This is a genomic window from Enterococcus timonensis (assembly GCF_900104595.1).
In the GTDB taxonomy this organism is placed as follows: Bacteria; Bacillota; Bacilli; order Lactobacillales; family Enterococcaceae; genus Enterococcus_J; species Enterococcus_J timonensis.
Genome location: NZ_FNVY01000004.1, coordinates 459,427 through 473,880 on the forward strand (window position 1 = coordinate 459,427; position 14,454 = coordinate 473,880).

A 14,454-nucleotide genomic window follows, 5' to 3' on the forward strand; every position below is an offset into this window, starting at 1 on the left:
CAGCCCGGTAAGCGGTGAGTCTCTGTCCCAGTTGTCCGCCTACATAGCAGTAAAAATTGCGCCGAAATTGGCCAAAGAAAGAAGTTGAGTTCATGCGCGAAAAAAGTTTCAAGGCGATATTTTTTGCCAGCGCGTTAATCGCGGTTTTATCGCTGACCTTAATCAGCGTATTTCTCCTGATGAACGGCGTGCCGGCTGTCGAAAAAGTTGGGCTAACGAAAGTGTTGACCGGCGTTGACTGGCACCCGGCGCAAAATTTATACGGCATTTTGCCGATGATTTTGGGCACCTTGTACGTGACTGGCGGCGCGCTGTTACTCAGCGTGCCCACCGGCATTTTGGGCGCGGTGTTTCTAGCCTTTTTTTGCCCGCCGAAAATTTACCCGTTTTTCAAACAAATGGTGGCGCTGATGGCCGGCATTCCTTCCATTTTGTACGGTTTGTTCGGCTTAGTAGTGTTAGTGCCGCTCATCCAACCGTTTAACGGCAGCGGCAAAGGCCTGTTTACCGCCGCGCTTTTGCTTGGGCTGATGATTTTGCCGACGATTATGACCGTCAGTGAGGACGCCTTGCAAATGGTGCCGGAAAGTTATTACGAAGGCTCGATTGCTCTGGGCGCCAGTCACGAGCGCACCGTGTTTAGCGTGATGGTTCCAGCTGCCAAATCGGGCATCACGGCAGGGGTTGTTTTAGGTATGGGCCGTGGCATCGGCGAAACGATGGCGGTGGTCATGGTAGCCGGCAACCAAGCCATTTTACCAAGTGGATTATTTTCCGGCGTGCGCACGCTCACGACCAACATCGTGATGGAGATGGGGTATGCGACCGATTTACACCGGGCGATGCTGATCGCCACCGGATTTTTCCTCTTCTTCCTCATCTTGCTAATCAACGTCATCTTCACTTTGTTCAAAGAAAGGGGCCGTCAAAATGGATATTACTAGAGAGTTTGCGGCAGTGCCCACTAACACCACCACCGTGCGGCCAAAGAAAAAACGCAACCGGCGCGGCTTGTTAAAAGGTCTGGTCTACGCCAACGCCGCTGTGATTGGGGCGTTGATGGTGTGGCTCGTCGGTTATTTATTATGGACGGGCGTGCCGGCGATTAAAGTGAGCTTGTTTGCCATCACTTACACGTCAGAAAACGTCTCCCTTTTGCCCGCGCTCATCAACACGCTGACTTTTGTCGGGCTGACGTTAGCGCTCGCTTGTCCCATCGGTGTGTTTGCGGCGATTTATTTTGTAGAATACGCCGTGGCTGAAAGCCATTTTGTTAAAATGTTGCGCGTGGCCACCGAAACTTTAGCGGGCGTGCCTTCTATTGTGTTCGGCTTATTTGGTTACTTGTGCTTTGTGGTGACGCTCAAACTCGGCTACTCGGTTTTGGCCGGCAGCTTGACGCTGGCGATGATGGTGTTACCAGTCATCATCCGCACCGCTGAAGAAGCACTCCTCGCCGTCCCGGCCAGCTACCGCGAAGGCAGTTACGCGCTCGGCGCGGGCAAAGTGCGCACCATTTTTAAAGTGGTGTTGCCCGTGGCCGGCCCCGGCATCACGAGCGGTATTATTTTAAGCATCGGCCGCATCGTCGGCGAGACTGCCGCCTTGATTTACACGGCCGGCACCTTGGCCGAAGTCGCCGCCCCGCTGTCGTCGGGCCGCACGCTTTCTGTGCACATGTACGCCCTAATGTCAGAAGGCTTGCACGTCAAAGAAGCGCAGGGTACCGCCGTCATTTTGCTACTCATCGTCATTAGCCTCAACCTCTGCACCACCTTACTAACGAAAAAATTTCAGAAGGAGCACCGCGGATGACAGCTTTTACTATTGAAAATTTAAATTTGGCGTACGGCGAGCACGTGGCGCTGAAAAATATTAATTTGCTCATTCCCAAGCAACAAATTACCGCCTTTATTGGGCCGTCCGGCTGTGGCAAGTCGACGCTCATGAAGACGCTCAACCGCATGAACGATTTTGTGCCGTCGTGTACGATTACCGGCAGTGTGCTACTGGAAGGTGAAGATATTTATCAAATGAAAGACGTCGACAACTTGCGCAAAAAAGTAGGTATGGTGTTTCAAAAAGCCAACGCCTTTCAAATGTCGATTTTTGATAACATCGCTTACGGTATTAAGACCCACGAAAGTTTGAATCGCGACGAGATGAAACAACGCGTGGAAGAAGCACTGCGCCAAGCTGTCTTGTGGGATGAAGTGAAAGACCGGTTGCACAAGAGTGCGCTCAGTTTGTCTGGTGGTCAGCAGCAGCGCCTGTGCATCGCGCGGGCGCTAGCGGTCAAGCCTGACATTTTGCTCATGGACGAGTCAACCAGCTCGCTTGACCCCATCTCCACCGCCAAAATTGAAGAACTTGCGATGACGCTGAAAGCACGGTACACTATTGTCATGGTGACCCACAACATGCAACAAGCCGCCCGCGTCTCCGACCAAACCGCCTTTTTCTTAAACGGCAAACTGATTGAATGTCAGCCGACCGCCCAGCTTTTTTCGCTGCCGGAACAAGAAGAAACGGCCAATTATATTTCGGGCCGCTTCGGGTAAACGTTAAGCTGCAAGGTGCGCGTCACATGTGGCATGCAGGAAAATCATTTAGCAAAATACTTACAACACGCAGCCGTAATATTACGCCAAGGGGGTGGCCAGGTGATCTATATCGTTGAAGATGATGAAAACATTCGGGAGTTGGTTTGTTACACGCTGTCGAGCATGGTCTTGCCGACGCTCGGCTTTGCTGAAAGTGGCGCGCTTGAGCACGCTTTGGCCGAAAAATTACCGGAGCTGTTAATTTTGGATATCATGTTGCCGGGAAAAGATGGCTTGACCATCTTAAAAGAGTTGCGCGCCCAGGCCGCAACGGCGCAGTTGCCCGTGCTCATTTTGAGCGCTAAAGAGAGTGAGTTTGATAAAGTATCCGGCCTGAACTTGGGGGCCGATGATTATTTGGCGAAACCTTTTGGCGCGATGGAACTGGTGGCGCGCGTGAAGGCTTTGTTGCGGCGCGCAGGCTTTCAAACGGAGGATGCGAGCAAATCAACGCTGACGTTTGGAGCGATTGAATTTGACCAAGAGGCACACCGGATGACGCTAGCTGGCCAGCCGCTACCGCTGACCACCAAAGAATTTGAACTCTTCCGCTTATTTTTGGAAAATCCGCGACTGGCTTTTAGTCGCGAGCAGCTGCTCGATACGATTTGGGGCTATCACTACGACGGTGAGAGTCGCACGGTTGACGTGCACGTGGCTTCGCTGCGGCAAAAGTTAGGCGAGGCCGCCTACCAAATTGAAACCATTCGTGGCTTCGGCTATCGTTTTCAGCCTGGCCCCGCCGTTGTCCAGTAAACTAAGGCGAGGAGGCCGATGAGATGAAGAAAAAAATATTTAAACAGAGCCTGACGCTGACGGTCGTCGCGTTACTTTTAACGGTGTTACTTATGGGAGCGGTGATTTTCTCCCAGCTGCAACAGCGTTTTTTTGCTGACTTAAAAAATGAAGCTACCGCGCTGACTAAAGTGTGGGAAAAATCTGGCGCAACCGGCTTGGAACACGTCGTCTCAACCGACCGCCTGACGTTAGTGGCTGAAGATGGCACCGTCTTGATGGACAACCAAGCACCAATCGCGACGATGGCTAATCACAACGCGCGCCCAGAAATTATTGCTGCCAGAAAAAACGGAAGCGGGCAAAGTCAACGCGAGTCAGACACCTTGCTGTCGAAAAATTTTTACTACGCGGTGCGCCTGACAGGAGGGCACGTCTTACGCGTCTCCACGACTGAAGAAAGTTTTATGGCTCTTTATGTACGCTTCGCCTGGCCGTTGCTCGGCATTTTCATTATCGCGGCGGCGTTAGCTTACGTGTTTGCCCGGCGTGTGGCCAAACAATTGGTCGCCCCACTCAACGCGCTCAACCTCAACGACCCGCGCCAAACGAGCACGTATCCAGAATTGACGCCGCTGGTTGAACGTCTTGAGGCGCAAAATAATAAAATTGCCCAACAAATGCGCAACATTCAGGCCAAGGAGCGCCAGTTGACGCTCATTACCGACAACATGAAAGAAGGCATCTTGCTACTCGACGCTAAAAATACGCTCCTGGTCGCAAATCCGGTCGCGCGCGAAGTGTTGAGCCTACCTGCCGATCCGGCAACACTGCTCCCGGACCTTTTTAAAAATCAGCCGGAAATTTTAGCCGCTTTGGCACCGTCTGAAAAAAAACCAGCGCAGGAAGTAACGTTTAAAGAAGGCGGTCGTTTGTACCGGCTCTCGGTGAATGCTATTTTTGAGGGAGCAGAATTTGTGGGCACCGTCTTATTGCTGTTTGATATTACCGACAACGCGACCCAAGAAGCGCTGCGGCGCGAATTCACGGCCAACGTCACCCACGAATTGAAGACTCCTTTGACCAGTATTTCTGGCTATGCGGAAATTATTCATGCTGGCATTGTGAAAAAGGCGGATATTCCAAATTTTGCTCAGCGGATTTATGATGAGGCGCAGCGGTTAATTGCCTTGGTGAATGACATCTTGCACCTTTCAAAACTTGAGGGGCAAGAGACGCGCGTCCGCGCGGCCGTGAATTGGCCGGAACTCGTCGGCCAGATGCAAAAAACGCTCGCCTTGCCCTTAGCGGAAAAAAATCAGCAGTTGACTGTGCACTATCAGGGTGACACGAGTTATCAAGGCTATCCGTCCGTGCTGCAAGATAGCCTCTATAATTTGTTGGAAAATGCCCACAAATATAGCGGGCCGCACACGACCATTGAACTCGACATCGCAGCCCACCCCGGTGAAGTAACGCTCACGGTTAGTGATGCGGGGCCGGGAATTCCGTTAGCCGAAAGAGAGCGCATCTTTGAACGTTTTTATCGCATTGATAAAAGCCACAGCCCACAAATCCCGGGGACCGGCTTAGGCCTGGCTATCGTCAAGCACGGCGTCCAACTTCATCACGGTCGCATCGACATTACTACTAATCCAGCAGGGGGCACGACGTTTATCGTGCACTTGCCCATTGAAAATTAACATATAAAAAAAGCTGTTCAAGTAACGCCTCATCGCAAATGAAGGGCTCTTTGTCAAATCGGACTGATTGACATCCATTTTAAAAACAGGCAATGAAAAGGCAAACTTTTCGTTGCCTGTTTTTTGTTAGTTTATTTCTATTAAACCGTTCAGTAGAAAGATTCTAGTTTTTGTGTTGGTATAAGATTTAAAGCCGTAGAGATTTCGTTTCAGTGTCTTAATGTGGGTGTTTTTAGCTTCTATCTTCCCATTTGAATAAGGATACTTCATTGCGTTTCTAATACCTGTTTCGTAAGTTAGTAAGTGCACCAAGATATGGCTAAAATCTTCATCAAGTTCAAGTGGAAGGTTCTGTAATATATCGAAAAATTCTATATCATCCTTCCGCCTCATAGCATCAGTTAGGATGTGGAAGCAATCATAAGCAAGCCTTAGGGCTGGCGAATAAGAAAGCAGTCGATCAATCATCATCTGTTCAGTGAGAAGTGGAAATTTTGGTGTTGGAAAACTTCGCCAAGATTTATAAGTACTAATATCTATATTTTGACTATTTTTTAAGAAGCGCCGCCAGTTACTTTTAATTTTTCTGGCAGCTGATCTATTTCCGTTAGTCATAAGACGTTTAACCTCTCGAACTCGAAACTCATTAAAAGCATCATTTAGGCGTTTGATAATATGAAATCGATCAATGATAAGTTCAGCGTTTTTAAACACCTTAGGAATAAGTTGAAAGTAGGCAGCGTTCATGTCTGTGACGATAAATTTTACCTTTTCACAGTCTGGACTTTTCTTAAAATGGTCAACAAGATAATCTAATTTTTTACTAGGAAGAATATCTACTAATTTTCCGCTTTCTCCATCGGCACAGATAAATGTCATCTTATCTTCTACAGAAAGGTGAGATTTAAATTCGTCGACCATTAATACCTTTGGAAGAGCAATGCCTTCATCCCCAGGGATGTAGTCCTCTAGAGAACGCAAAAGCCGAAGGACTGTATTAACTGAGACACTACATAGTTTAGCGATTAAGGTAGCTGATATTTTTTCTTTTAACAGGCTCAGAATTTTTAGTTTAACGTGGGTAGCAATAAAACAAAATTCATCAACTAGCTGTGTTTGGATTGTCCAAAAACTTTTGCAAGAGCGACAAGCAAATCTTTGCTTTGCCAATCTCATCACCGTTGGAAGAAATTGATAGGGCTCAAACCTTATGACGCTTTTTTTTAAGCCGTTTTTTACGATATTTCTTTTTTTCCCTTCGCCAATGGCGGGACACCCACAGTTAAGACAACGATCAGGAGAATTAGTAAGTCGCGCCTCAATCACCATGGTATTAGCATGATTTATCATCTCCTGATGACTAGATAGAATAGTTAAATCTTTTTCTGTAATTCTTAGTAAATCTTTGATATCATTAGTCATGGCATATCGTCCTCTTTTCTGGTTTTGTGTGGTAACTTTATCTTAACAGAGAACGATATGTTTTTTAATATAAACAAAAATTGGGCTGGTAGAATTTTTTAAAATTCTATCAGTCCAATAAAGTATAGAGCCAATTTACGGGAAGTGGCTCAGCTTGGTAGAGCACCTGCTTCGGGAGTAGGGGGTCGCAGGTTCAAATCCTGTCTTCCCGATAATTATGAAAATAACCAAACCAAAATTTATTTTTTGGTCTGGTTATTTTTTTTCGTCTTTTTTTTCAATCCCGTTTACACTTAAAGTAACAGGAGGTGAGGGCGATGGCGAAAAATTTAAAAAATAAAATCGGCTGGCGGATGTTTTTGGGGATTTTGACTTTGTTGGTGGCAGTTTTTATTGCGATGGGTGTAAAAAATCAGCAAAATCAATTTTCCGGACAATTAGAAGATTTGAAACAAATAGTGGAACGGTTGGACACTTTAATGCTCGAGATAGAAGCAGGTTTTAGTGACGATGCAAATATTTTTTTGAGTCAAAATCTGACGCAAGAACAGTTGACAACATTCACCCGGGAACGCACCGCAATTTCTAGTGTAACATCTGACGTTCCTCACCTTAATCCGCAGATTGCCGCTTATCAAAAAGAAATTATTGAAAAAAAAGCCCAGATTGATGAACTTCTCCAAGTTTTGCAAGCAAAATTTCAGTGGCAAAGACGACTAAATGAAAGTTTTTCTCAACCTATCATCACAGAAAATCAAGTCAACGATCGACTTTTAACTCAGCCACAACGCTCCATCACTTATTATCAGGTGCTAGAAAATGATTTGACTGAACAATTTGTAACAGACAATTGGCAACAACTAATGAAAACTACTTTGGCTGATATTTTAGCAAGTTTTTCTGTTGAGGGAAAATAACTTGCAGTGGACAAGGCTTTTCGCTATAATCAAATGAATCTAACAGAAAGTAGGGATGATTTTGACATTTTATGGCCAACTATTTTCATACGCAGGGCGCTTGCGTCCGAGCTTCTAAAACGCATATTAAATTTTTAGGAGAAGATCATGGAAAATAATTTAAAAAAACATTGGCACCAGAATTTTTACTTTTTCTTGGGAGGCCAATTCTTATCAGGAATTACTAGTATGATTGTGCAGTACTCGATTATTTGGTATTTGTATAATGAAACAAAATCAGCCACGATTGTTAGTTTGGCAACGTTACTTGGGATGATTCCCATGGTTTTACTTTCGCCATTTGCCGGACCACTAATTGATCGGGTCAACAAGAAAAAATTACTCATCTTAACAGATTTTATTGTGGCACTTTTTGCCTTAATTCTCGCTATCGTGGGATTTTTAACAGCAGGCTTTCCAATCTGGCTAGTATTTGTTTCTCTTTTTGTCCGCTCAGTAGCTCAAACTTTTCAGATGCCTACCATTCAATCCGTCTTGCCAACTTTGGTGCCGGAAAGTCAATTAACTAAAGCCAATGGTCAGTTGGGAATGGTCCAATCGGCCAATTTTATTATTGCACCAGCATTAGGGGCGCAACTTTTTGCCACGTTTGATATGAATTATTTAATTTTATTAGATGTTGTCGGTGCGATTTTCGGGATTGGTTTATTACTTTTTGTGACCATTCCGAAAATAAATGCTGCTGGCGAAAAAATTCATTTTTTAAGCGACACAGTATTTGGTTTTAATCAGTTGGTGAAAAATCGCGGACTGTGGGCGATTACGATTATTGGCGCACTTTTCACGTTAATTTTTATGCCAGCAGCCAGTCTTTATCCAGTGATGACCATGGATTATTTTCAAGGAACGGTTCAACAAGCCGGATTGATCGAAACGATTTATGCAGTCGGGATGCTTGTAGGCGGTACGTTCATTGGCCTTTTTGGGAAATTTAAAAATCGGGTTAAACCAATTGTAGCCTCTTATCTTATTTTAGGCATAACAGTTGGCGGGTCCGGTTTATTACCTGGCAATCAGCGGGGATTTATTTTATTTATCCTCTTAAATGGCATCGCCGGACTGGCGACACCTTATTTCAATACGTTATTAATGGCCATGATTCAACAAAGTTATCCGCCACAAATTTTAGGGCGCGTGTTAGGTGTGTTAAATTCATTAATGAGTTTAACAGGACCCGTGGGCTTAATTTTTGCCGGGCCGTTAGCTGATTATCTCGGCGTGGAGAAAATTTTTCTCATTGCCGGAATTGGCACGTTACTTTGTGGCTTGGCCATGTTCCTGACGCCAAGTGCCCGCAATTATGATCTAGATTTACAAGCACGTTTGCATCAAGAAGGAGATTTAAAATGACAAAAGAAAAAATCGACCGCTATAAATTATTATTGGCACAAACGGAAGGGCTTTTGGAGATGGAGCAAGAAAAAATTGCCAGTCTAGCCAATATTAGTGCGGCGTTAAATGAAACGTTGGATCATTCGGTTTATACGGGATTTTATTTGTATGATAGCAGCGAACTTGTCTTAGGGCCATTTCAAGGACGAGTGAGCTGCACACGAATTCAACTTGGTAAAGGGGTTTGTGGTCAATCAGCTGCGGAAAATACAACGTTAATCGTTGATGATGTCACTAAGCATGAAAATTATATTTCTTGTGATTCAGCGGCCATGAGTGAAATTGTTGTGCCACTTTATAAAAATCAACAACTTTTAGGAGTCATTGATTTGGATAATGACCAAGTAGGTGCGTATGATCAAATTGATCAAGAGTATTTAGAAAAACTTGCCGCTCTGATGGTGGAAAAAATTCATTGGTAAAAATAAAAAAAGCAGTGACCAAAAAGATTTTTCTTTTTGGTCACTGCTTTTTTTACTACAATTCTTCTAACGTCAAACTTTTTTCTTCCCAAGCGTTGAGCACTTCTTGTTGTTTAATCGCTAATGCATCGAGTTGCGCGGCCATTTGGGTGAGTTTTTCGTGGTCTTGCGCATTTTCAGGTAAAGCCATCGTTTCTTTTAAAGTTTGTTCGTCTTCTTCTAATTGCGCTAATTGTTCTTCTAAGGCCGTGATTTCCCGGGTCAAAGTTCGAACTTGTTTTTGTCGTTCTTTTTCAATTACTGGTTTCGTTTTCGGCGCAATTTTTTCAATTTCCTGTTGGGCTTGGGCAGCAAGTTCTGCTTCTTCTTGTTTTTTTTCTAAGTAATAATCATAATCACCTAAATACATGCGGCTGCCATTTTCAGACAACTCCACGATTTTACTAGCGATCCGGTTAATAAAATACCGATCGTGTGAAACGAAAAAAAGTGTGCCGTCATAATCGATCAAAGCATTTTCCAACACTTCTTTAGCATCAATATCTAAATGATTGGTCGGTTCATCCAAAACTAAAAAGTTTTCTTTTTGCATCGCCAATTTAGCCAAAGCGAGCCGGGCTTTTTCGCCACCAGATAATAAAGCGACGGGTTTTTTCACATCATCGCCGAAAAAGAGAAAACTTCCGAGAACGGTGCGAATATTTTTTTCAGGTGTGGTGGGATGTTCGTCCCATAATTCAGCTAAGACCGTTTTATTGGAATGAAGTTGCGCTTGTTCTTGATCGTAATAGCCCAGATCCACATTGCTCCCAAGGCGAACGGATCCAGAAATTAGCGGATGATCATGAGTGATGGCTTTTAGTAAAGTGGATTTGCCAATCCCATTTGGACCAACGAGAGCCACCGCATCGTGACGTCTAATATCCAAATGAATAGGAGCGGAAATTACTTTTCCGTCATAACCAATCGCACCATTGTCGACTTGTAAAACAATATTTCCTGAAACAGTTTCAAAATTAAATAAAATTCTAGCCGAACGTTGATCACCTTGGGGACGATCCAGTCGATCCATTTTTTCTAATTGTTTTCGTCTACTTTGGGCTCGCTTTGTAGTCGAGGCGCGGACGAGATTTTTAGCAACAAAATCTTCCAGCTTAGCAATTTCTGTTTGTTGTTTATCATAAGCTTTTTGTTCAGTAGCTAACTGTTGGGCTTTTAAATCAAGATATTGCGAATAGTTTCCTCTGTAGCGGGTGATTTTGGCCCGCGATAATTCGTAAACATCTTCAGCAATTTTATCAAGAAAATAGCGGTCATGAGAAACAATCAACAAAGCACCACGATAGCCTTGCAAATAATTTTCTAACCAAGTCAACGTATCAATATCTAAATGGTTTGTCGGTTCATCCAAAACCAAAAGTTCAGGTTTTAATAAAAGTAGGCGGGCCAAAGCGAGCCGCGTTTTTTGACCACCAGAAAGTTCGGAAACTTTTTGTTCATAAAAACTTTCATCAAATTTAAACCCATGAAGCACCGAACGAATTTCAGCTTCGTAGCCGTAACCATTTTCTTCTTGAAAATCGTGTTGTAGTTGTTCATAGTCAGTTAATAATTTTTCGTAATCGCCATTGTGATCGGCTGTGGCGGCAATTTTTTCTTCTAACTGGCGTAAGCGACGCTCCATTTGCATCACCGGCTCAAAGACCATCAGCATTTCAGCATAAACGGTTTGATCACTTTCCAGCCCATTATCTTGAGCTAAATAACCAATCGTCAGATTTTTTTTAGTAATTACAGAACCGGCATCGGGACTTTCAATGCCGACTAGCATTTTTAATAAGGTACTTTTTCCGACGCCATTGCGGCCGACTAAAGCCACGCGGGCGTGATCTTGAATGTCCATTTGAATGTTTTCAAATAAAACATCAGCGCCAAATAAACGAGCCAAGGCGTTGGCTTGTAAAATAATCATCCGAAAACCTCCTTTTATTGAAGATGATTTGCTCTAAATAGTAGTCTACCATATGTTTGATTAAAAAAAATAGCTTGGCAAAAATTTTCTCACAAGTGCAAGACAAAATGATTGCCAAAGTGCATAGGTTACTGCTATAGTGTCTTATAAGGGATTGTGAATTTTTTTATAAGAAGGAGAAATGAACTTGAAAAACGCTGTAATTCCAAGAGCAACTGCAAAACGATTACCGTTATATTACCGTTATTTGCAAGTTTTGCATAATGCGGGTAAAGATAAAGTGTCATCTACTGAACTTTCAGAAGCCGTTCAAGTAGATAGCGCCACGATTCGTCGTGATTTTTCATATTTTGGCGAATTAGGCAAACGCGGTTATGGCTACGATGTGGAAAAATTAAATAATTTTTTTGCCAAAACATTGAGCGAAGATGAACTTACAAACGTCGCTTTAATTGGGGTGGGGAATTTGGGGAATGCGCTATTGAAGTATCGCTTCCACCAAAGTAATTCCATTCGCGTGTCATGTGCGTTTGATGTAAATGAAGATTTGGTTGGTCGGATTGTTGACGGGATTCCCGTTTATCCAATGACTGATATGGTGGAACAAATTTCCATTCAACAAATCGAAGTCGCTATTTTAACTGTGCCACAAGAAAGTGCGCAAGCTGTTACGGATAAATTAGTTGAAGCGGGTATTAAAGGAATCATGAACTTTACGCCAGTCCGCTTGGTGAAACCAGCCGCGGTCCAAGTGCAAAATGTTGATTTAACAAATGAACTCCAAACATTAATTTATTTTTTACATCACTATACAGATTAATAAATACTGAAACCCGCCGTAAATTTGTGGCGGGTATTTATTTTGATTTTATTCAGCTCTTAAAGCGATGGCGGCATCTTTTTTGGCGGCCATGCGCGCTGGGAGGTGTCCGCCTGCCATAGTGAGTAAGGTGGAGACGACGATTAAAAGAACGCCGTGAACAGGATTGAGTTGGGCTACATTTTTTAATTCGGTCATGTTGTACAAAATGGCATTAATTGGGAAAGTTAATAACCAAGCAATCACGACGCCTAATGTTCCAGAAGCGACACCTAAAATAAAAGTTTCAGCGTCAAAAACACGAGTAATATCTTTTTTCCGAGCACCTAATGCTTTTAAAACGCCAATTTCTTTTGTCCGTTCAATAACGGAAGTGTAGGTGATAATGCCAATCATGATCATGGAAGTGACAAGAGAAATTCCGGCAAAAGCAATCAAGACGTAAGTGATGGCATCCATCAAGCCGCCTGTTAATTGGGTCATAGTTCCGGCTAAATCAGAATAAATAATTTGATCAGCTTTATCTTTGCCTTCATTGAAATCATCAAGGTAATCTAAAATTTGATCTTTGTCTTTGTAATTATTTGGATAAATCATAATGGAATTAGGAATTGAATCGCCACCAAGATAAGCGATTAAACTTGTTTTAGTAGTGTCATCTAATTTTTCATTAGTCATCACATTGAGTTCACTGTCTCTTTGGGCGGCCACAATATCAGAATTTTCATTGTCAGTCACAATTTGACTAGTTAAATCATTGGAATAAGCAATCCCAGGTGCTAATAAATCCATCGTCGAACTTGTTTTCGTCCGAACGATGCCAGAAATTTTTAGCGTTTGATTGTTGCTTGCTTGATACACGCTAGCTAAATCTTGATTAGGAATGAAATTTCCAGTAGGTAGTTGTTGGTAGTAATCATTATTTTGGACAAGTTTAAATTCAGTATTTAAAATATCGTCAAAATTTAATTCAGTGTTATCTTCAAGATCAAAGCCGAGATTATTTAAAGCGGCGATGTTGGTATTATTATTCCCATCAACGACTAGTACCACATCAGTCACACTTGCCGGATAGCTCCCGCCAAGCAGCTCATAATTATCTTGTAAAAAATTCCCCTTAGATTCGTCCAGTGCAGTAGGGAAAGTGGAGACGCCAACGCCAGTCATACTAGAAACGGCCGAAGCCATCCCGCCGAAACTATCGGAAGATGAAGTGTTTGATAATTGAACAGTAGTCACTGTGCCATCAACATCCCGCAATAAATTCATCCCAGTGATGCGCGTGTAGCCAATATTATTAGTCAAATCTGGATCAATGTTAGCCAAGTAATCGAGATACTCTTGATTAATATTATTTGTATGTTGCAAGCGATCTTGATCAGAAATTTTAGCTGTTACTGTGTCAGTATCCGGGAAAGTTCCTTTATCGGTCCCTAACATTTCATCAGGGTTAGTTGTTTGGTCGGCGGTCACTTGAGAAATTGTAATAGGAAATTTTGACAAAGTTTCGGCTTGGGTTTGATCGATTTGATTTTGAAACCCAGTTGATAACGATAAAACAATTCCAATACTAATAATCCCGATAGAAGAGGCGAAAGCTGTTAAAAAAGTCCGACCTTTTTTAGTCCGTAAATTATTTGCGGAAAGTTTTAAGGCCGTCATAAATTTCATTTTGGTGCGTTTTAATTGAAATTGTTCCCCTTTTTGGCCTTCAGTGTGAGGATTTGAGTCGTTGACAACACGGCCATCGGAAAATTCAATAATTCGATCAGCATAATCTTTAGCTAGTTCCGGATTGTGAGTCACCATAATTACTAATTTTTCTTTGGATAAATCTTGAATCAAAGCCATAATTTGTTTACTAGTTTCAGTATCAAGGGCACCCGTTGGTTCATCACATAATAAAATATCAGGATTATTGGCTAAAGCACGAGCGATGGCCACCCGTTGCATTTGTCCGCCGGAAAGTTGATTTGGTTTTTTGTTCATATGGTCTTTTAAACCAACGCGCTCCAAAGCTTCTCTGGCTTGTTTAAGTTTTTGTTCTTTAGGAACACCGGACAAAGTCATGCCAAGTTCCACGTTATCAATAATTCCTAAGTGAGAAATTAAATTATAACTTTGAAAAACAAAGCCGATTGAATTATTTCTGTAGGCATCCCAGTCGGCGGGTTTAAAAGTTTTGGTGGATTTTCCGTCGATGATTAAATCTCCAGAATCGTAATTGTCCAAACCGCCGATGACATTTAACATCGTAGTTTTACCAGATCCGGACGCTCCTAAAATGGCGACAAATTCTTGGCGGCGAAAAGCAACCGACACGCCATCTAAGGCTTTTGTCGTTGTATCGCCAACTGTGTAATACTTTTTGATATCTTTTAATTCTAACAAATAGTTCATCCCTTTTT

Annotated in this window: 12 protein-coding genes and 1 tRNA gene; 10 read left to right on the forward strand and 3 right to left on the reverse strand. The window is 43.0% G+C overall.

Annotated features, from left to right (window positions below):
* The first annotated feature begins 92 nt into the window (after positions 1-92).
* The 5 genes from pstC to BQ5341_RS06855 all read left to right on the forward strand — a co-directional run bounded on the left by pstC (position 93) and on the right by BQ5341_RS06855 (position 5,041).
* The gene (gene pstC / locus BQ5341_RS06835; RefSeq protein WP_071131272.1) at positions 93-944 is read left to right on the forward strand and encodes a phosphate ABC transporter permease subunit PstC; all 852 of its coding nucleotides are present in this window, start codon (positions 93-95) and stop codon (positions 942-944) included.
* On the forward strand, positions 931-1,815 hold the full coding sequence (gene pstA / locus BQ5341_RS06840) for a phosphate ABC transporter permease PstA (protein WP_083378629.1): 885 nt from the start codon (positions 931-933) through the stop codon (positions 1,813-1,815). Before pstC ends, pstA begins: the two co-directional genes overlap by 14 nt.
* Positions 1,812-2,561, forward strand: coding sequence for a phosphate ABC transporter ATP-binding protein PstB (gene pstB, locus BQ5341_RS06845; RefSeq protein ID WP_071131273.1), 750 nt, complete (start codon positions 1,812-1,814; stop codon positions 2,559-2,561). Before pstA ends, pstB begins: the two co-directional genes overlap by 4 nt.
* 102 nt (positions 2,562-2,663) lie before the next feature.
* On the forward strand, positions 2,664-3,359 hold the full coding sequence (locus tag BQ5341_RS06850; protein ID WP_071131274.1) for a winged helix-turn-helix domain-containing protein: 696 nt from the start codon (positions 2,664-2,666) through the stop codon (positions 3,357-3,359).
* 23 nt (positions 3,360-3,382) lie between these two features.
* Positions 3,383-5,041: a sensor histidine kinase gene (locus BQ5341_RS06855; RefSeq protein WP_071131275.1), complete on the forward strand. Its 1,659-nt coding sequence runs from the start codon at positions 3,383-3,385 to the stop codon at positions 5,039-5,041.
* Between the two features lie 126 nt (positions 5,042-5,167).
* Here BQ5341_RS06855 and BQ5341_RS06860 read toward each other — a convergent pair whose 3' ends face one another.
* The gene (locus tag BQ5341_RS06860) at positions 5,168-6,463 is read right to left on the reverse strand and encodes an ISL3 family transposase (protein WP_071131276.1); all 1,296 of its coding nucleotides are present in this window, start codon (positions 6,461-6,463) and stop codon (positions 5,168-5,170) included.
* 138 nt (positions 6,464-6,601) lie between these two features.
* Here BQ5341_RS06860 and BQ5341_RS06865 point away from each other — a divergent pair.
* The 4 genes from BQ5341_RS06865 (at position 6,602) to msrC (ending at position 9,254) form a co-directional block, all read left to right on the forward strand.
* Positions 6,602-6,675: transfer RNA gene (locus BQ5341_RS06865), tRNA-Pro, on the forward strand.
* A 105-nt stretch (positions 6,676-6,780) separates the two neighbouring features.
* The gene (locus tag BQ5341_RS06870; protein WP_071131277.1) at positions 6,781-7,380 is read left to right on the forward strand and encodes a hypothetical protein; all 600 of its coding nucleotides are present in this window, start codon (positions 6,781-6,783) and stop codon (positions 7,378-7,380) included.
* A gap of 147 nt (positions 7,381-7,527) precedes the next feature.
* On the forward strand, positions 7,528-8,790 hold the full coding sequence (locus tag BQ5341_RS06875; RefSeq protein ID WP_071131278.1) for an MFS transporter: 1,263 nt from the start codon (positions 7,528-7,530) through the stop codon (positions 8,788-8,790).
* The gene (gene msrC / locus BQ5341_RS06880; protein WP_071131279.1) at positions 8,787-9,254 is read left to right on the forward strand and encodes a free L-methionine (R)-S-oxide reductase MsrC; all 468 of its coding nucleotides are present in this window, start codon (positions 8,787-8,789) and stop codon (positions 9,252-9,254) included. Before BQ5341_RS06875 ends, msrC begins: the two co-directional genes overlap by 4 nt.
* Positions 9,255-9,309: 55 nt before the next feature.
* On the opposite strand, the gene BQ5341_RS06885 is transcribed toward msrC, so the two are convergent.
* On the reverse strand, positions 9,310-11,226 hold the full coding sequence (locus BQ5341_RS06885) for an ABC-F family ATP-binding cassette domain-containing protein (RefSeq protein ID WP_071131280.1): 1,917 nt from the start codon (positions 11,224-11,226) through the stop codon (positions 9,310-9,312).
* A 187-nt stretch (positions 11,227-11,413) separates the two neighbouring features.
* On the opposite strand from BQ5341_RS06885, the gene BQ5341_RS06890 reads away from it, so the two are divergent.
* Positions 11,414-12,046 carry a redox-sensing transcriptional repressor Rex gene (locus tag BQ5341_RS06890; protein ID WP_071131281.1) on the forward strand — a complete coding sequence of 211 codons (633 nt, stop codon included), beginning with the start codon at positions 11,414-11,416 and terminating at the stop codon, positions 12,044-12,046.
* Positions 12,047-12,094: 48 nt separating this feature from the next.
* Here the strand turns inward: BQ5341_RS06890 and BQ5341_RS06895 are convergent, their stop codons facing one another.
* A complete protein-coding gene (locus BQ5341_RS06895) occupies positions 12,095-14,437 on the reverse strand; it encodes an ABC transporter ATP-binding protein/permease (protein ID WP_071131282.1) in 2,343 nt (780 codons plus the stop codon).
* Positions 14,438-14,454: the final 17 nt, after the last annotated feature.

What these genes read in the sequence shown, in the direction of transcription:
- pstC (WP_071131272.1), top strand. Translation starts at nt 93, where the DNA reads ATGCGCGAAAAAAGTTTCAAGGCGATATTTTTTGCCAGCGCGTTAATC.
- pstA (WP_083378629.1), top strand. Translation starts at nt 931, where the DNA reads ATGGATATTACTAGAGAGTTTGCGGCAGTGCCCACTAACACCACCACC.
- pstB (WP_071131273.1), top strand. Translation starts at nt 1,812, where the DNA reads ATGACAGCTTTTACTATTGAAAATTTAAATTTGGCGTACGGCGAGCAC.
- BQ5341_RS06855 (WP_071131275.1), top strand. Translation starts at nt 3,383, where the DNA reads ATGAAGAAAAAAATATTTAAACAGAGCCTGACGCTGACGGTCGTCGCG.
- BQ5341_RS06860 (WP_071131276.1), bottom strand. Translation starts at nt 6,463, where the DNA reads ATGACTAATGATATCAAAGATTTACTAAGAATTACAGAAAAAGATTTA.
- BQ5341_RS06870 (WP_071131277.1), top strand. Translation starts at nt 6,781, where the DNA reads ATGGCGAAAAATTTAAAAAATAAAATCGGCTGGCGGATGTTTTTGGGG.
- BQ5341_RS06875 (WP_071131278.1), top strand. Translation starts at nt 7,528, where the DNA reads ATGGAAAATAATTTAAAAAAACATTGGCACCAGAATTTTTACTTTTTC.
- msrC (WP_071131279.1), top strand. Translation starts at nt 8,787, where the DNA reads ATGACAAAAGAAAAAATCGACCGCTATAAATTATTATTGGCACAAACG.
- BQ5341_RS06885 (WP_071131280.1), bottom strand. Translation starts at nt 11,226, where the DNA reads ATGATTATTTTACAAGCCAACGCCTTGGCTCGTTTATTTGGCGCTGAT.